The following is a 16115-nucleotide window of genomic DNA, read 5'->3' as shown; positions in this document are numbered from 1 at the left end:
ATACCATAAAAACTTTCACACGCAACCTGAAAAGAGAAAAAACTTGTTAAAATTTATCGATATTTCCGGAAGATAATCGATTGGTATGGTAGATGTTAACAAAAATAATAAAAGGCGAGAGGACAGCGTGAAAAAGAACATTTTTTAGGGGGTGGACATTTGACGTTTCTATTATTACAATTATAATAATCGACAGAAAAGAGGGATTGTATATGACACAGATAGATGCGTTAAAAACAGATGAAATACAGAATTATGAGATAGAACATCAGGAAGAAGTGCGCCGCCTCGCAGGCGAGTGTATGGTAATTTTGGAAAATGACGGAGTCCTTCCACTTCAGGCTGGTACAAAGAAGATTGCATTATTCGGAACAGGAGCAAGACATACGATCAAAGGTGGAACAGGATCCGGTGATGTAAATGTACGTGAAAACATTTCGATTGCACAAGGGCTTGAGCGTGCAGGATTTAAATTTGTAACAGAAGGCTGGCTGGATCAGTATGACAGACTTTATACGGATGCGCAGAAAGCGTATGTGAAAAAGTTAAATGAATTTACAGAGAAAACAGGAAAACCATCGATGCTATATGCCTTCGAGAATCCTTTTGAGGAACCGGAACAGCCGGAGATTACAGAAGTGGATGTAAAAGAAGCGGATGCGGCAATTTATGTAATTTCTAGAAATTCCGGAGAGGGAAAAGACCGCAGGGCAGAGAAGGGAGATTATTATCTCAGCGACAGAGAACTTCAGAATATCCGTTTTATGACAGAACACTATAAGAACTGTATTGTTCTTTTGAATGTAGGTGGAGTCATTGATCTGACTTCATTGAAGGCAATTGAAGGTGTACAGGCAATTATGCTTGTGGGACAGACAGGAAATATGGGAGGTTATGCAGTTGCTGATGTGCTGACTGCCAAGACGATTCCTTCAGGAAAGCTGACTGATACATGGGCAAGATCTTATGAGGATTATCCGTCATCTGCAACATTTAGCCACAGGGATGGAAATCTTGACGACGAATATTACAGTGATGGAATCTATGTTGGATACCGTTATTTTGATACGTTTGGTGTGATGCCTCTATATTGCTTTGGATATGGAAAAAGCTATACAGAATTTGAAATAAAAACAATGAATGTAACAGCAGATGAAAAGCAGGTACAGGTTGAAGTTGAGGTTACGAACATTGGTGACAAATATCCTGGAAAAGAGGTGGTTCAGGTTTATTATTCCGCACCGGATGGAATCATGGAGAAACCAACACAGGAACTTGCAGGATTTGCTAAGACTAAATTGCTTGCGCCGGGAGAAAAAGATGTCGTGACGATCACATTTGCAACGACAAATATGGCATCTTTTGATGCGTATGACGCGGCCTGGGTTATGGAAGAAGGGGAATACACGATCCGCGTAGGAAACAGTTCACGTAATACGGAGGCTGTGGCAGTCATCGACCTTGATGAGCAGGTGACAACACTCCAACTGAAACGTCTGATGCGTGATACAATTGCAGTCAGAGAGCTTCACCATATGATTCCGATTTTCGATATTGAATTTGATTTCGGTGTGCCGGCGATTCCATTTAGAATTATGCTTCAGGCAGAGAACTTTAAGAAAGAACTTGTAGAATATGAAGTGATGCGCAGGACACTTATGGATAAGAGGAAAGATGAAGTTCTGACGTTGGAAGATGTAAAAGCAGGCAACGCGACTCTGGATGAACTGACAGCGCAGCTTACCGTGGAAGAAATGGCAGAACTTTGTGTTGGAACAGAGAGAAGAAATGGCGACGGAAATGTAATTGGTTCAGCATCCTCCTGTGTGCCGGGAGCAGCAGGAGACACCACTTCCAGTTTACTTGAAACACGAAAAGTGCCGAATCTTATTCAGGCAGATGGACCGGCAGGGCTTCGTTTAGAGACACCTTGTACTGCCATTCCAATCGCAACAACACTGGCACAATCCTGGGATATGGATCTGATTCATAGAATGGGAGAGCTTGTCGGAGAAGAAATGAAGCAGTTACATGTAGATCTATGGCTTGCACCTGGCATGAATATTCATCGTAATCCGCTTTGTGGACGAAACTTCGAATACTATTCTGAGGATCCGGTATTGACAGGTCTTTGTGCTGCTACAGAGACGAAAGGTGTTCAGTCTCAAAAAGGAAAGGGAACAACAATCAAACATTTTGCAGGAAATAATCAGGAAGACAACCGTATGTTTACGAATGCACATATCAGCGAGCGTGCGCTGAGAGAAATCTATCTGAAAGGATTTGAGATAGCTGTAAAGACAGCACAACCATATGCAATCATGACTTCCTATAATCTGATCAACGGAGTTCATTCAGCAAACAACTATGACATGCTGCAGAACATCGCACGTGATGAGTGGGGATTTGAAGGTCTTGTGATGACAGACTGGTATACTTCACAGGATACAACAGAGATGGGAATGGTATCACCATCCGGAAAATATAGTCATTCCAGCAGTGTACAGTGCATTAAAGCAGGAAATGACCTTCAGATGCCGGGATGTCAGCAGAATGTGGATGATATCGTAGAAGCAGTGAACGAAGGAAAAGAAATTACCAAAGCAGATTTACAACGCTGTGCGAAACATATTTTAAGTGTTGCACTTAAGACAATGTAAAACCACCTCGGTAATATGGAAATTGAGAGTCTTTTTCGTATTACTCAAAAATTAATAAACAATATTGTATAAGATCAAGCCTTTTGTGTCGCAGGATGCAGAAGGCTTTTCCTTTCCTTCCAGGATCGCATTGATACATTCGACGGGTCTTTTCCCTATGCCGATATCCAAAAGCGTTCCCAGAATAAATGGAGCCATCTGATAGAGAAAATCATTGGCTGTCATACGAATATAAAGCGTAGACTCTTCTGTGACAAAAGTAATTGTTTTTATTTCTTTTTCGGTTCCTTTCTTTTTTCGAATCGAAGAGAAATGTTTAAAATCATGCGTTCCAAGTAATGAGTGGGCAGCGGTTTCCATAAGAAGAATATTTGGAAGTTCTGCTGTTTGTTCAGGTGGCAGATCAAATAATGAATCTGATAACAGATCAGTTAATCGACCGCGATAGTTTTTGTGGAACAGGTCATAGATCGGTGATAAATCCATGGCATATTCATAAGTGATCTCGCGTGCATTTAAGTCTGCTCGAAAGCGTTCGGGTGTTGATACTGCATCTAAAACGGCAATATCCTGTGGAAGATACTGGTTCAGAACAGTTTTAAATTCTGCAGGAGTCAGTTGGCTTTCCGTAAGAAAATTGACTGTGAGATTCCGAGCATGAACTCCCGGTTCTGTTCGGACTCCGGAAAATAAAGTGACAGGAGTTCCTGTTACTTTTTCTAATACATTTTCAATTTTATAAGATACTGTACGATCATTGTGGTCTTTTTCAGGGCGTTTCCAACCAAGATAACGTGTACCGTCATATTGGAGTGTTAATTTAATATTTTGCATATATCGTTCTCCATTTATAAATAATGTCTGTTTCCAGACAAGTCATCCTTTGTATTTTAACTGATGCAGATGGAAATGTATAGAGAAAAGAAGAGAAATAAGACTGCAAAGGCGAAGAGAGTGATTCTGATTTTATTTAAAATGTTTCCGAAAGATATTTTTGGTCATTTCCATCATGCGGTCAATTTGATTTTGTTCTTCTTTGCTTTTACCTTCTTTTAATACTTCAAGAATTAATGAAACTTCATCCGGATTGAAACGAAGTCCCTGTCGGTTTGCATTTGTGATAAGTGCGAGCATGACCGGGGCAAGTTCATTTCCAGATTTTCCTTTCGTCTGTTTCGCGGCTGTCCTGATCAGTTCCAGCTTGAGCGGATCGATCGTTTTCATTGCAGGATGGTTCATCCAGTTTTCCATTGTTAAGATCTCCTTTCGGTGAGTTATTGTTTATAGTGTCTTCTGGCTCTTCATCAGAAGGTGGAGCAGATGAAAAGAATTGTGTAAACATATCTGCCATAGACATCATCTCTTTTATGTTTTTGAAAGTAGAAAAGAGCTGTTTTTCTTCTGATGTGAGATAAGGTGACAGATGGTCAAAAATAGAATCTGCGTTGTCTTGAAAAAGACTTTCTATTCCTCGTCCAGAAGAAAAGTCACAGGCAGAAAGTGCATCATAACTGACAGGAGCCTGATGGTGAAGAACATTTTGCAGTTCGATGAATTTAATGAAGACGGCAAGCATGCTCTGTGTAGCTGGCGGGAAAAGAGGAAGGAAAAGTTTCAGCATGCGAAGTCCGGAAGCAGTTGCTTCGTCAAAGGGGGTCATAGGCGTCGGTGTTTTCAAAAAAATAAACCCTCCTGACTTTCAGCTGAACTGATACATATATATGAAATGCAGAAAAAATATATTCCTGTTCATGAATATAGATGTGTGAAAAATCGGATCATGCGTATACTGATTTAAAGACCTTTTGTAATCAGGGGCATATCTTAATAATAAGAAGAGGAAAGGAAAACGAAAATGTCCAGAAAGTTAATTATTGATGGGAATGCAGTATATGAAATTGATGAGAAGTGTATGTTAAAGAAAAAGCTTGGAGAACTGAAAGAAAAGAAGATAACATCAGACGAGAAGAGAGCGGAACAGAGTGTTGTTACCGGAAAACCGAATCGTTTGAAAAGATAAGCCAGAAGGGGCATGCGGTTTTTCCGCATGCCCCATTTGAAGTGGAAGAAGGAACAGATATCAGCATCCGCCACAGTTGCAGCCATTACCGCAACCGCCGCATCCGAATCCATTATTGCCCCATCCGCCGCAGCAGCAAAGAAGAAGGATGATCCACAGACAACTGTCATTGCCGCAGCCATTACCACATCCGCCACAACCATTACCACCCCAGCCACCGCAGCAGCAGAGGAGAAGGATGATCCAAAGGCAGGAGTTATTCAGTCCGCATCCATTTCCGTTTCCGCCACAGCCGCAGCTGTTTGAACATCCGTTGTCACAACCGCATCCGCAGTTTGTAGCTGTTAATTCACTCATTGTTAAATCCTCCGAAAGATTTTTTGATTTACAATGTTATAGTATGCGGAGAAAAAGAAAATGTGAGATGAGAAATTATTTGTAGTGATAAAGATGTGAAGTGGCAAAAATTATTCGAGCAGCCGGGAAAAATCTAAAATTCCCCAGCCGGATTCAGTTCCCGGAATCTGTACACAGGAAGTGTGAAGTTTTAATTTGACTTCTGCATTGGTGAGAAACGGGTATTTTGAAAGAAGACAGGCAATTGCACCGGAAACAACAGGAGCAGCCATGGATGTTCCTGTTTTGGAAAGATAAGGCGGAGCATTTGGAAATTGAGAGTAAAAAGCATTGCAGCTTACAATTCCTGTGCCGGGGGCAAAAACATCAGGTTTGACAATGCAGTCATCTGTAGGACCGCGGCCGGAATAATTGAGAGGATGCCTTTGGGTGTGGATCAGAGGAAAAGTGTCGGGAACACCAACAGTGATAACTTTTGGGCTGCTTCCGGGAACTGTGACGGAACCGGGAGCAGGTCCGTAGTTGCCGGCAGAGACAACTACGACGAGCCCAAGATCCCAGAGGGATTCTACAGCATTCAATAAAAGAAGTTTTTGATGAATGGAAAGATCCGGTCGTGTACCTACGGAAATGTTAATGATCCGGATATGGAATTGCGTGTAGATATCACGGATCCATTGAATTCCATTTATGACATTTTTGATAGATCCGTTTCCATTCTGATCCAATACTTTCCCAATAATAAGATTGCAGAAGGGAGCAATTCCGGCATAAGTTCCGGAAGAGAGAAGTCCGCTTCCCGCAAGAATTCCGGCTACATGGGTTCCGTGTCCACTATTGTCGATGAGAGGGGAGAAATGAGAGAAAGAAAAAAGAACTTTTTCGGAAGAACCAGTGGTACTGGAAAAATCCCGGAAAGAAAGGATACGACCTTTAAAATCAGGATGAGGAGAAATTCCGGTATCAAGAATAGCAACAGTGACATTTTGTCCGAGAAATTTGTGTTCCTTTGTGTCCGGACACCAGTAGTGAATGGATTGTTTTACCCATTTCATGAAGGAAAAGCCTTTGTTTTTTCTTTATTATATGCCTGATGCTAAATGAATGACAAAGATGTCTACGCTGAGATGACAAAACATCCGTTTGCCATGTGGTAAGCTCAAGAGCAAGCTCTTTCGCTTAAGGGCGTCCGCCCTATGATAAAAAAGTTGCCGGCTCTCTTATATAAGCGAGCTTATAACGTGAGCCATCAACTTTTTTATCGCATGGCAAACTGTAAAGAAAAAACACTTGACACCATCTTGCGTTTCGTGTATGATAGCAGAGGTGAAGATAATGAATAAGTTTTTAGAGCAGGCATTATTGTTTGATTTCTACGGGGAATTGCTTACAGATCATCAAAAGGAGATTTATGAGCAGTTCGCGCTGGAAGATCTTTCGCTCAGTGAGATTGCTGAGATGAAGGGGATCAGCCGCCAGGGTGTACATGATCTTGTGAAGCGGTGTCAGAAGACACTGGAAGGATATGAGATGAAGCTTCATCTTGTAGAGAAGTTCCTTTCCGTGAAGGAGAAGGTCAGTAAGATTGATGATACACTTGCTGAGTGGGAATGCGAGAAGAATGACCCGGAAGAGATGGTGAAGCGGATCCGTAAGATTGCGGATGCGATCATAGAGGAGTTATAGAATGGCATTTGACAGCTTAAGTGAAAAACTTCAGAATGTATTTAAGAACCTGCGAAGCAAGGGAAGACTGACAGAGGATGATGTTAAGGCAGCTCTGAAGGAAGTTAAGATGGCGCTTCTTGAAGCAGATGTTAACTTCAAGGTTGTTAAGGGCTTCATTAAGGATGTTCAGGAGAGGGCTGTTGGTCAGGATGTGATGAACGGACTGAATCCAGGACAGATGGTGATCAAGATCGTTAATGAAGAGCTGGTTAAGCTTATGGGATCTGAGACAACAGAGATCAAGCTTCAACCGGGCAGTGCGATCACAGTGATCATGATGGCAGGTCTTCAGGGAGCAGGTAAGACAACAACAACTGCAAAGCTTGCAGGAAAGTTTAAGTTAAAAGGTAAGAAACCACTTCTGGTAGCATGTGATGTTTACCGTCCGGCTGCAATTAAGCAGTTGGAGATCAACGCAGAGAAGCAGGGCGTAGAGATGTTCTCCATGGGAGACAAGAATAAGCCGGCGGATATTGCGAAGGCAGCAGTTGAGCATGCAGCAAAGAATGGTAACAATATTGTGATCCTTGATACTGCAGGACGTCTTCATGTAGATGAAGATATGATGGCAGAGCTTCAGGAGATCAAGGAAGTTGTGGAAGTTCATCAGACCATCCTGGTTGTCGATGCGATGACCGGACAGGATGCGGTGAATGTAGCAAGTTCCTTTAACGATAAGATTGGAATCGACGGTGTGATCGTCACAAAGCTTGACGGAGATACACGAGGCGGTGCTGCGCTGTCTATCAAGGCAGTGACAGGAAGACCGATCCTTTATGTCGGCATGGGAGAGAAGCTTTCAGATCTGGAGCAGTTTTATCCGGACAGAATGGCATCCCGAATTCTGGGAATGGGAGATGTCCTTTCCCTGATTGAGAAGGCAGGCGCTGAGCTTGATGAAGAGAAAGCCAAGAAGATGGCTGATAAGATGAAGAAAGCTCAGTTTGACTTTGAAGATTATCTTGACAGTATGGAACAGATGCGTAAGATGGGCGGTTTGTCCAGCATCATGGGAATGCTGCCTGGAATGGGTAATCTCGGAGGTAAGATGCCTGATCTTGATTCCGAAGAGAATGAGAAGAAGATGGCTCAGATGGAAGCAATCATCTACTCCATGACTTTGGAAGAGAGAAGAAACCCGGATCTGCTGAATCCATCCAGAAAGCACAGAATTGCCAAGGGTGCAGGTGTGGATATTGCAGATGTGAACCGTATGGTAAAACAGTTCAACGAATCCAGAAAGATGATGAAGAAACTTCCTGGAATGATGGGTGGCAAAGGTGGAAAAAGGGGCAAATTCAAGCTTCCCTTTTGACATATAAATGAAACAATAACAAAAAATTAAGAAAAATTATGAGGTGAAAAAAATGGCAGTAAAGATCAGATTAAAGAGAATGGGACAGAAGAAGGCTCCTTTTTACAGAATCGTAGTAGCAGATTCTAGATCTCCAAGAGACGGAAGATTCATCGAGGAAATCGGAACATACGATCCGAACCTTGAGCCAAGCGCAATCAAAGTAGACGAGGAAGCAGCTAAGAAATGGCTCAACAATGGTGCTCAGCCAACAGAAGTTGTTGGAAAGATCTTCAAAGCAGCAGGAATCGAGAAATAATCGAATCTGTATGAGTAATGTCTGTAGCTGAGTGATCAGCTGCAGATAAATAACGATGTCTCCGCGGAGGGCGAGTATCATGAAAGAATTAGTTGAAGTTATTGCAAAGGCACTGGTAGATCAGCCGGATGAAGTCTCAGTTACTGAGAAAAAGGAAGGCAGAACTACTGTACTGGAACTTCATGTAGCAGATGGCGACATGGGTAAAGTGATCGGTAAGCAGGGTCGTATTGCAAAAGCAATCCGTTCTGTTGTTAAGGCAGCAGCAACAAAGGAAGACAAGAAAGTCGTTGTCGATATTGTTTAAGAACAGTATCAGGACGAAAGAAAAAAGTAACAGAGTCATTGCTTGGTAAAGCAGGGCTTAAAAAAGGGACAGCCTTCATAAAGAAGAGACTGCCCCTTTCTTTTTACGTGAGCAACGAGTCAAAGTCCGTGCTTGCACGAGACCTTGGCGACTGCCGCGATAACTTGAGAAACTCGCGAAGTGTGTTTCTCATAGTTTCATAAGAAAGGAATCAGGAATGGAACAATTTCTTCAGGTGGGAGTGATTTCTTCCACACATGGTCTGCGTGGTGAAGTTAAGGTATTCCCGACAACGGATGATGCTGCGCGTTTTCAGACATTGAAAAATGTTGTCCTTGATACAGGAAGGGAAAAGTTGGATCTTGAGATTCAGTCTGTTCGTTTTTTTAAGCAATTTGTAATTGTGAAATTCAAGGGTATTGATAATATCAATGATATTGAAAAATATAAAGGAAAAAGTCTCTTTGTAACAAGAGAAAATGCTGTCGAACTGGAAGAGGACGAGTATTATATCGGTGATCTGATCGGTATGGAGGTCTATACAGATGACAGTGAGGAACGCTTTGGAGTACTCAAAGACGTGATGGAGACAGGAGCAAACGAAGTGTATATCATTACTTCTGAGAATCACGGAGAAGTGCTGCTTCCTGCAATTCACGAGTGCATTCTGGATATTGATGTAGAAGCGAAGAAGATGAAAGTGCATCTGATGGAGGGATTACTGTAATGAATTTCCATGTATTGACTTTATTTCCGGAGATGATCGAGCAAGGTGTGAATACAAGTATTACAGGCCGTGCAATCAACAATGGACTTCTTTCGATCAATGCAGTGAATATCCGTGATTATGCATTTAATAAGCATAACAGTGTGGATGATTATCCATATGGCGGCGGTGCAGGCATGTTGATGCAGGCAGAACCGGTGTATCTGGCTTATGAGGCTGTGAAAGAGCAGATCGACAAGAGAAAGCAGGAGAATATCAAGTCGGAAGAAGTCACGTCAACGGAACCAGCGGATTGTTCTGAAGTGCGCAACAGTGATTTGCAGGATGAAAATTCGAAGAAGCGTCCACTGCGTGTAGTCTATCTCTCTCCACAGGGAGATGTATTTAACCAGAAGATGGCAGAGGAGATGGCTCAGGAGGAAGACCTTGTGTTGCTTTGCGGTCATTATGAAGGGATCGACGAACGCGTTCTGGAAGAAATCGTGACAGATTATGTTTCCATCGGAGATTATGTACTGACCGGAGGCGAGCTTCCGGCAATGGTCATGATCGATACGATCTCAAGACTGGTTCCGGGAGTGCTTCACAATGATGTCTCAGCAGAATTTGAGTCATTTCAGGATAATCTTCTGGAGTATCCGCAGTATTCCAGACCGGAAGAGTGGAGAGGGAAGAAAGTTCCGCCCATCCTTCTGTCCGGACATCATGCGAATATTGAAAAATGGAGAAGAGAGCAGTCAATCCTTCGTACAATGGAGCGGCGCCCGGATCTTCTCAAGGAGAGTAATCTGACGGATAAAGAGAAGAAATGGATCCGCCAGGTGAAACGGGAACGCAAAGAAGCAGAAAAAATGAAATAGGGACTTGAAAAAAGCCCGGAAATATGGTAAACTACAAAAGTTGTGAAAAGAAGCGCGATGGTCCTCTGGCACAAAAGTGAAGTGTTAAGAACGTCAAATATTAAGGAGGTCACACAAAATGAACGAAATCATTAGAAAAATCGAAGCAGAACAGTTAAAGGAGAACGCACCTGAATTTCATGTTGGTGATACAGTAAAAGTATATGCCAAGATCAAAGAGGGTAACCGCGAAAGAATCCAGGTTTTCGAAGGAACAGTCCTGAAAAGACAGGGTGGCGGAGCAAGAGAGACTTTCACAGTAAGAAAGACATCTAACGGAATCGGTGTTGAGAAGACATGGCCGGTACATTCTCCACATGTTGAGAGAGTAGAAGTTGTTCGCAGAGGTAAAGTAAGAAGAGCGAAACTGAACTACTTAAGACAGCGTGTTGGTAAAGCTGCTAAGGTAAAAGAATTAGTAAAATAGTAACTATGAGAGGGACAATTACAGAACTTGTATATTGTCCCTTTTCTTATAGCTTACGCGAGCAACGAGCCAAAGTCCGTGCTTGCACGAGACCTTGGTGATTGCCGCGATAATTTGAGAAACTCGCGGAGCGTGTTTCTCATAGTTGGGAAGGAAAATAAGGAACCTATGGGGCAGAATCTGAGTTTTCGAAAGAATAACAGAAGAAAGAAAAAGAAGAAGCCGCAGATGAAGAAGAAAAACCATCTGAAATTTACAAACCGAAGTAAGAAATTAAAGTTTGAAAAGAAGAATTATCATATAACAAAGAATTCTTTGATTCTTGCAGGAGAGATACTATGTGTTTGTCTGGTGGCAGTACTTTTGATTGCATTTTTCGGGCATCGTGTAAGCAATGCAGGAGATGCCATGAGTCCGACAATTGAAAATGGAGAGGTTGTTCTTGTAGATCGTCTGATCGTGGATATGAAGACACCTTCCAGAGGAACTGTGGTGGCATTTCGACCAGACGGAAACCGCGAAGTTCATCTTTTAATTAGAAGGATTGTCGGTCTTCCGGGAGAGACTATCCAGATCAAGGATGGAACTGTTTATATTAATGGGAAAGAGCAGAAGAAACATATTCATGTATCAGAGATAAAAGATGCGGGGATAGCTTCTGATGAGATAAAGCTTGGCAAAGACGAGTACTTTTTGCTCGGAGATAATGAAGAGTCAGGCGAAGACAGCAGATCTGAGACGGTCGGAGTGGTAAAGGCAGATGAGATCTATGGAAAGGTCTGGTTCAATGTAAGCTCCGGGGAACATTTCGGATTTGTAAAAAGATAAAATAGAATGAAAAAATAACAGGAGGAATGCAATGCATTTTCAGTGGTATCCTGGCCATATGACAAAGGCCAGAAGAATGATGCAGGAGAATATTAAGCTGATCGATCTGATTATTGAGTTGGTTGACGCAAGAGTGCCGCTCAGCAGTCGTAATCCGGACATCGATGAGCTTGGAAAGAATAAGGCGAGACTGATTCTTTTGAATAAGGCAGATCTTGCGGAAGACAGAAGAAATGATGAGTGGATGGAATATTTCAAGAAGCAGGGATATTCTGTCGTGAAAGTGAATTCTAAGAAAGGCGGCGGAATCAAGTCGATCCAGTCTGTGATCCAGGAAGCATGTAAGGAGAAGATGGAACGTGACAGAAAGCGTGGAATCCTGAACCGTCCAGTACGTGCCATGGTGGTAGGAATTCCGAACGTAGGAAAATCTACCTTTATCAATGCGCTGGCAGGAAAAGCCTGTGCAAAAACAGGAAATAAGCCTGGAGTGACAAAGGGAAAACAGTGGATCCGTCTGAATAAGAATGTAGAACTTTTGGATACACCGGGAATTCTCTGGCCGAAGTTTGAAGACCAGACAGTAGGTTTGCGTCTTGCGTTTATCGGTTCGATTAAAGACGAGATTCTTCAGACAGAAGAACTGGCAAGTGAGCTTGTGAAATTTTTAAATCAGTCATATCCGGGAGTTCTTGAAGAGAAGTACACGATAGAATCTTCAGAAGATAATTATGAAGTGTTAAGAAGAATTGCAGAAAGCAGACACTGTCTGGTCAGAGGAAGCGAATTAGATGTGGAAAAAGCAGCGGCAATTCTTTTGGATGATTTTCGTAATGGCCGCCTTGGAAGGCTTACACTGGAGCTTCCAGAGGAGAACTAATACGGTATGAAAGAAATTATAAAAGAACTGGCTGGATGGCTTCTGTATATTGTACTGATCATTGCTCTTACCTGGACCGTGGTTACCTTTGTGGGGCAGAGAACAGAAGTCAGTGGTTCTTCTATGGAAACTACACTGTCAGATAAGGATCAGCTGATTGTTGATAAAATGACTTACCGCTTCAGAGATCCGAAACGATATGACATCGTAGTATTTCCATATCAATACCAGGACAATACCTATTATATTAAGCGGATCATCGGGCTGCCGGGAGAGACAGTACAGATTTTATCCGGAATGGTTTATATTGATGGGATGCGTCTGGATGAACATTATGGGAATGAAGTAATGGAGAATCCGGGCATTGCAGAAGAACCATTAACACTGGGTGAGGATGAATATTTTGTACTTGGAGATAATCGGAATAACAGCAGCGACAGCAGAGCATCCGATGTTGGTTTAATCCATAGAAAAGATCTGATCGGAAGGGCATGGATTCGCGTGTGGCCATTGAGTCAAATTGGGGTGATACATCATGAGTAAAAGTATTAGCGAGATCAAGATAGAATTTGAACAGGCAGGAGAACAACAGTGGGAAGCACTTTGTCAGGAATACGAGACGGATTCCAGAACAGGTGTAAGAAATCTGACAGCAAGATATCGGAAGAAGCAGCAGGCACTTGTTCAGGAGAGAGAACGCCTCGAGGTAATGAAAACATTCGAGAGAAAATATGCGGATTATAGTTTTATCTGTGGAATTGACGAGGCAGGAAGAGGTCCTCTGGCAGGACCGGTAGTAGCCGGTGCAGTGATTCTCCCAAAGGATTGTGAGATTCTCTATCTGAATGATTCAAAAAAACTGTCTGCTGCAAAGAGAGAAGAGTTGTATGATGAGATTATGGAGAAAGCGGTTGCAGCGGCAGTAGGTATGGCAAGTCCGGCGAGAATCGATGAAATTAATATTCTACAGGCAACTTATGAGGCAATGCGTGAAGCAATTTCAAAGCTGGCAGTAGAACCAGGGATTCTTTTGAATGATGCTGTGACGATTCCGGAGATGATCATTCCGCAGGTTCCGATTATTAAAGGAGATGCGAAGAGTGTGTCTATTGCAGCGGCAAGTATTCTTGCAAAAGTGACAAGGGATCGGCTGATGGTAGAATATGATAAAGTGATGCCAGAGTATGGATTTGCAGGCCATAAAGGATATGGATCCAAAGAACATATTGAGGCAATCAAGAAATATGGACCGACACCGATACATAGAAAGACATTTATCAAGAAGTTTATTTAATGATATCAGAGTTGTATAAAAGAAAGAGCTGCCAATGGCAGCTCTTCTTAAATCCGAAAGTTCGACGGATTAGAAGAGGGGAATCAGGTAGATGAAGGATCCGAAAAAAGAAAAGAATAACCGCAAGACAGGTGGAAACTATGAGCAGGCAGCAGGTTTTTATCTGGAACAGCATGGCTATCAGATACTACAGTACAATTATCGCTGTCGCATAGGAGAGATTGATATTGTTGCAAAAGAGGGGGAGAATCTGGTATTCTGTGAAGTGAAGTACAGGACTGGTCCTGGCAAGGGGAGTCCGCTGGAAGCTGTAGATGCAAGAAAGCAGAGAAAGATATTTCAGGCAGCAATGTATTATCTGACGGAATATCATATTAGTGATGTCCCATGCAGATTTGATGTGATCGGTATTGAAGGGACAAGGATCCAGCTGGTGAAGAATGCATTTTGCGGATAGAGAAGAAAGGACAGAATATGAGTTTAGGATTGATTTATAAGAACGCGGCACATATTTTTGATGAAGTAGAAAAGAAAACTCCTTATTTGGAATATCCATTGTTTCAGGAGACGGGCATTGTAACGAGTGCTTTTTCTACACGACTTGGAGGAGTCAGTGAGGGCCATTATTCTTCTCTAAATCTAAGCTTTGATCGTGGAGATGACCCGGCAAGGGTATTAGAGAATTTTAAAAGAATCGGAGCATCAATGGGTGTTAATGTCGAAGATATGGTTCTGTCGAAGCAGACACATACAACGAATGTCCGTGTGGTTACAGCGGAAGATAAGGGAAAAGGTGTTATGCGGGAACGCAATTATACAGATGTGGATGGGATGATCACAAATGTTCCGGGAATCTGTCTTGTGACTTCCTATGCAGATTGTGTACCACTTTACTTTGTGGATCCGGTGAAAAAGGCAATCGGGCTGAGTCATTCCGGCTGGAGAGGAACTGTTGGAAAGATTGGAAAAAATACTGTTCAGCTGATGCAGGAGAATTTTGGATCCAAACCGGAAGATCTGCTTGCAGCAGTAGGACCATCAGTATGTATGGATTGTTATGAAGTCAGTGAGGATGTAATTGAGCAGTTTAAAGAAGCTTTTGAAAAAAAGTATTGGGAGGATCTTTTCTATAAGAAAGAGAATGGAAAATATCAGTTGAATTTATGGAAGGCAAATGAGCTGATCTTCCTGGAAAGTGGAATTCTGCCGGAGCATATGGCAATCACAAATGTTTGTACACATTGTAATAGTAAGATCCTATATTCTCACCGGACGATGGGGAACAACAGGGGAAATCTGTGTGCATTTCTTGCATTAAAATAAGGAGGTTAAAAGTATGTATCTGACAACAGTGAAAGAACTTGGAACAGCATTACTGACAAAGGGGACAGCTTTTGCACTGGCCCAAACAGCAACGCAGACGAATAACAGTTCCGTCAATGATGTGCTTGATTCTGCACAGGAAGTAACAGCAAGTACAGCAGATGAAGTGAATCGCTTTGTACAATATTTTAATGATAATATTCCGAATCTGATTGCCTTTGGGTTGAAGGTGATTTTCGCGATAGTATTTTACCTGATCGGATCTAAGGTGATATCTGTTATACGTAAAGTGGTAGGCAAATCAATGGAGAGATCCAATGCGGATGTTGGAGTTCGTCAGTTTGTTGATTCTATGTTGAAATTTGGGTTATACGCACTTCTGATCTTTATGATCGCAACAAAATTTGGCGTAGAATCTTCTTCTGTAGCAGCGATCATCGCTTCCGCCGGTGTGGCAATCGGTCTGGCATTACAAGGGAGTCTGTCGAACTTTGCAGGAGGTATCTTGATTCTTCTTCTCAGACCATTTGCAGTTGGAGATTATATTATTGTGAATTCAGAGGGAATCGAAGGAACTGTAAAGGTAATTCAGATCTTCTATACAAAGATGACAACAATCGATAATAAGACGATCGTTGTGCCAAACAGTATTCTGACAAGTAACAGTCTGACAAATGTAACAGCAAGACCGGAACGTCAGCTGGATCTTAAAGTAGGAATTTCTTATGAATCTGATCTGAAGAAAGCAAAAGAGATCGTAGAGAATCTTCTACTGAAGGATGAAGATGTTATTCAGGATGAAGAGATTAAAGTGTTCATATCAGAACTTGCAGACAGCAGTGTTGTGATCGGACTTAGAGCCTGGGTGAAGACAGAAGCTTACTGGACAACGCGCTGGAGAATCCTTGAGGAGATTAAAATGTCTTTTGATGAGGAAGGCATTGACATCCCATATAATCAGTTGACAGTTCATATGGCAAATCATTAGTTATTATTTATTAGAAGGATAAAAGTCTATAGAAGTTGATTAAAAAAGAGGTTGAAATTTATAT

Annotated in this window: 21 protein-coding genes; 16 read left to right on the top strand and 5 right to left on the bottom strand. The window is 42.1% G+C overall.

The annotated features are described in order from the left end of the window. The first annotated feature begins 212 nt into the window (after positions 1-212). Positions 213-2660, top strand: coding sequence for a glycoside hydrolase family 3 protein (locus LI126_RS07500; RefSeq protein ID WP_155204651.1), 2448 nt, complete (start codon positions 213-215; stop codon positions 2658-2660). Positions 2661-2711: 51 nt separating this feature from the next. On the opposite strand, the gene LI126_RS07495 is transcribed toward LI126_RS07500, so the two are convergent. The 3 genes from LI126_RS07495 to LI126_RS07485 all read right to left on the bottom strand — a co-directional run bounded on the left by LI126_RS07495 (position 2712) and on the right by LI126_RS07485 (position 4338). Then, positions 2712-3494, bottom strand: a complete 783-nt coding sequence (locus LI126_RS07495; protein ID WP_155204649.1) for a tRNA pseudouridine synthase A — start codon at positions 3492-3494, stop codon at positions 2712-2714. A 132-nt stretch (positions 3495-3626) separates the two neighbouring features. Continuing rightward, the gene (locus LI126_RS15890) at positions 3627-3911 is read right to left on the bottom strand and encodes a hypothetical protein (protein WP_020436863.1); all 285 of its coding nucleotides are present in this window, start codon (positions 3909-3911) and stop codon (positions 3627-3629) included. After that, the gene (locus LI126_RS07485) at positions 3808-4338 is read right to left on the bottom strand and encodes a hypothetical protein (RefSeq protein ID WP_155204647.1); all 531 of its coding nucleotides are present in this window, start codon (positions 4336-4338) and stop codon (positions 3808-3810) included. The genes LI126_RS15890 and LI126_RS07485 overlap by 104 nt, the downstream gene beginning before the upstream one ends. Positions 4339-4515: 177 nt before the next feature. On the opposite strand from LI126_RS07485, the gene LI126_RS07480 reads away from it, so the two are divergent. Further along, complete coding sequence (locus tag LI126_RS07480) at positions 4516-4680, top strand: hypothetical protein (RefSeq protein WP_020436864.1); 165 nt, start codon at positions 4516-4518, stop codon at positions 4678-4680. A 60-nt stretch (positions 4681-4740) separates the two neighbouring features. Here LI126_RS07480 and LI126_RS07475 read toward each other — a convergent pair whose 3' ends face one another. Then, positions 4741-5037, bottom strand: coding sequence for a chorion class high-cysteine HCB protein 13 (locus LI126_RS07475; protein WP_227165122.1), 297 nt, complete (start codon positions 5035-5037; stop codon positions 4741-4743). A gap of 110 nt (positions 5038-5147) precedes the next feature. Then, positions 5148-6092 carry a S8 family peptidase gene (locus tag LI126_RS07470; protein ID WP_155204645.1) on the bottom strand — a complete coding sequence of 315 codons (945 nt, stop codon included), beginning with the start codon at positions 6090-6092 and terminating at the stop codon, positions 5148-5150. Between the two features lie 280 nt (positions 6093-6372). Between LI126_RS07470 and ylxM the strand changes: the two genes are divergently transcribed. The 14 genes from ylxM to LI126_RS07400 all read left to right on the top strand — a co-directional run bounded on the left by ylxM (position 6373) and on the right by LI126_RS07400 (position 16051). Next, positions 6373-6723, top strand: coding sequence for a YlxM family DNA-binding protein (gene ylxM, locus LI126_RS07465; protein WP_055147382.1), 351 nt, complete (start codon positions 6373-6375; stop codon positions 6721-6723). 1 nt (position 6724) lies between these two features. Next, entirely contained in the window at positions 6725-8080 is a 1356-nt protein-coding gene (gene ffh, locus LI126_RS07460) for a signal recognition particle protein (protein ID WP_055147379.1), read from the top strand. A gap of 52 nt (positions 8081-8132) precedes the next feature. Beyond that, the gene (rpsP, locus tag LI126_RS07455) at positions 8133-8378 is read left to right on the top strand and encodes a 30S ribosomal protein S16 (RefSeq protein ID WP_015529518.1); all 246 of its coding nucleotides are present in this window, start codon (positions 8133-8135) and stop codon (positions 8376-8378) included. 79 nt (positions 8379-8457) lie between these two features. Beyond that, positions 8458-8685, top strand: a complete 228-nt coding sequence (locus tag LI126_RS07450) for a KH domain-containing protein (RefSeq protein WP_020436868.1) — start codon at positions 8458-8460, stop codon at positions 8683-8685. Positions 8686-8902: 217 nt separating this feature from the next. Continuing rightward, entirely contained in the window at positions 8903-9412 is a 510-nt protein-coding gene (rimM, locus tag LI126_RS07445) for a ribosome maturation factor RimM (protein WP_015529520.1), read from the top strand. Beyond that, positions 9412-10272 (top strand): tRNA (guanosine(37)-N1)-methyltransferase TrmD, encoded by an 861-nt coding sequence (trmD, locus tag LI126_RS07440; protein ID WP_020436869.1) that lies wholly within the window; start codon positions 9412-9414, stop codon positions 10270-10272. Before rimM ends, trmD begins: the two co-directional genes overlap by 1 nt. A 118-nt stretch (positions 10273-10390) precedes the next feature. Continuing rightward, entirely contained in the window at positions 10391-10738 is a 348-nt protein-coding gene (rplS, locus tag LI126_RS07435) for a 50S ribosomal protein L19 (protein ID WP_020436870.1), read from the top strand. A 228-nt stretch (positions 10739-10966) separates the two neighbouring features. Then, positions 10967-11566, top strand: a complete 600-nt coding sequence (gene lepB / locus LI126_RS07430) for a signal peptidase I (RefSeq protein ID WP_227165121.1) — start codon at positions 10967-10969, stop codon at positions 11564-11566. A 31-nt stretch (positions 11567-11597) separates the two neighbouring features. Continuing rightward, positions 11598-12446: a ribosome biogenesis GTPase YlqF gene (ylqF, locus tag LI126_RS07425; RefSeq protein ID WP_020436872.1), complete on the top strand. Its 849-nt coding sequence runs from the start codon at positions 11598-11600 to the stop codon at positions 12444-12446. Positions 12447-12452: 6 nt separating this feature from the next. Then, positions 12453-12989 carry a signal peptidase I gene (gene lepB / locus LI126_RS07420; protein ID WP_020436873.1) on the top strand — a complete coding sequence of 179 codons (537 nt, stop codon included), beginning with the start codon at positions 12453-12455 and terminating at the stop codon, positions 12987-12989. Beyond that, positions 12982-13740 (top strand): ribonuclease HII, encoded by a 759-nt coding sequence (locus LI126_RS07415; RefSeq protein WP_155204641.1) that lies wholly within the window; start codon positions 12982-12984, stop codon positions 13738-13740. The genes lepB (LI126_RS07420) and LI126_RS07415 overlap by 8 nt, the downstream gene beginning before the upstream one ends. A 91-nt stretch (positions 13741-13831) precedes the next feature. After that, positions 13832-14197, top strand: a complete 366-nt coding sequence (locus LI126_RS07410) for a YraN family protein (protein ID WP_015529527.1) — start codon at positions 13832-13834, stop codon at positions 14195-14197. Between the two features lie 17 nt (positions 14198-14214). Next, on the top strand, positions 14215-15063 hold the full coding sequence (gene pgeF, locus LI126_RS07405) for a peptidoglycan editing factor PgeF (protein WP_155204639.1): 849 nt from the start codon (positions 14215-14217) through the stop codon (positions 15061-15063). Positions 15064-15076: 13 nt separating this feature from the next. Next, on the top strand, positions 15077-16051 hold the full coding sequence (locus tag LI126_RS07400) for a mechanosensitive ion channel family protein (RefSeq protein ID WP_020436875.1): 975 nt from the start codon (positions 15077-15079) through the stop codon (positions 16049-16051). The last annotated feature ends 64 nt before the right edge of the window (positions 16052-16115 follow it).

The sequence above is a fragment of the Mediterraneibacter sp. 210702-DFI.5.30 genome, assembly GCF_020560115.1.
Taxonomy (GTDB): domain Bacteria; phylum Bacillota; class Clostridia; order Lachnospirales; family Lachnospiraceae; genus Mediterraneibacter; species Mediterraneibacter faecis.
The sequence above is the reverse complement of the archived record's forward strand: the minus strand, read 5'-3'. Positions and strand labels throughout refer to the sequence as shown.

Coding starts and splice junctions, on each gene's coding strand:
- LI126_RS07500 (WP_155204651.1), top strand. CDS start 213: ATGACACAGATAGATGCGTTAAAAACAGATGAAATACAGAATTATGAG.
- LI126_RS07495 (WP_155204649.1), bottom strand. CDS start 3,494: ATGCAAAATATTAAATTAACACTCCAATATGACGGTACACGTTATCTT.
- LI126_RS15890 (WP_020436863.1), bottom strand. CDS start 3,911: ATGGAAAACTGGATGAACCATCCTGCAATGAAAACGATCGATCCGCTC.
- LI126_RS07480 (WP_020436864.1), top strand. CDS start 4,516: ATGTCCAGAAAGTTAATTATTGATGGGAATGCAGTATATGAAATTGAT.
- LI126_RS07475 (WP_227165122.1), bottom strand. CDS start 5,037: ATGAGTGAATTAACAGCTACAAACTGCGGATGCGGTTGTGACAACGGA.
- LI126_RS07470 (WP_155204645.1), bottom strand. CDS start 6,092: ATGAAATGGGTAAAACAATCCATTCACTACTGGTGTCCGGACACAAAG.
- ylxM (WP_055147382.1), top strand. CDS start 6,373: ATGAATAAGTTTTTAGAGCAGGCATTATTGTTTGATTTCTACGGGGAA.
- ffh (WP_055147379.1), top strand. CDS start 6,725: ATGGCATTTGACAGCTTAAGTGAAAAACTTCAGAATGTATTTAAGAAC.
- rpsP (WP_015529518.1), top strand. CDS start 8,133: ATGGCAGTAAAGATCAGATTAAAGAGAATGGGACAGAAGAAGGCTCCT.
- LI126_RS07450 (WP_020436868.1), top strand. CDS start 8,458: ATGAAAGAATTAGTTGAAGTTATTGCAAAGGCACTGGTAGATCAGCCG.
- rimM (WP_015529520.1), top strand. CDS start 8,903: ATGGAACAATTTCTTCAGGTGGGAGTGATTTCTTCCACACATGGTCTG.
- trmD (WP_020436869.1), top strand. CDS start 9,412: ATGAATTTCCATGTATTGACTTTATTTCCGGAGATGATCGAGCAAGGT.
- rplS (WP_020436870.1), top strand. CDS start 10,391: ATGAACGAAATCATTAGAAAAATCGAAGCAGAACAGTTAAAGGAGAAC.
- lepB (WP_227165121.1), top strand. CDS start 10,967: ATGAAGAAGAAAAACCATCTGAAATTTACAAACCGAAGTAAGAAATTA.
- ylqF (WP_020436872.1), top strand. CDS start 11,598: ATGCATTTTCAGTGGTATCCTGGCCATATGACAAAGGCCAGAAGAATG.
- lepB (WP_020436873.1), top strand. CDS start 12,453: ATGAAAGAAATTATAAAAGAACTGGCTGGATGGCTTCTGTATATTGTA.
- LI126_RS07415 (WP_155204641.1), top strand. CDS start 12,982: ATGAGTAAAAGTATTAGCGAGATCAAGATAGAATTTGAACAGGCAGGA.
- LI126_RS07410 (WP_015529527.1), top strand. CDS start 13,832: ATGAAGGATCCGAAAAAAGAAAAGAATAACCGCAAGACAGGTGGAAAC.
- pgeF (WP_155204639.1), top strand. CDS start 14,215: ATGAGTTTAGGATTGATTTATAAGAACGCGGCACATATTTTTGATGAA.
- LI126_RS07400 (WP_020436875.1), top strand. CDS start 15,077: ATGTATCTGACAACAGTGAAAGAACTTGGAACAGCATTACTGACAAAG.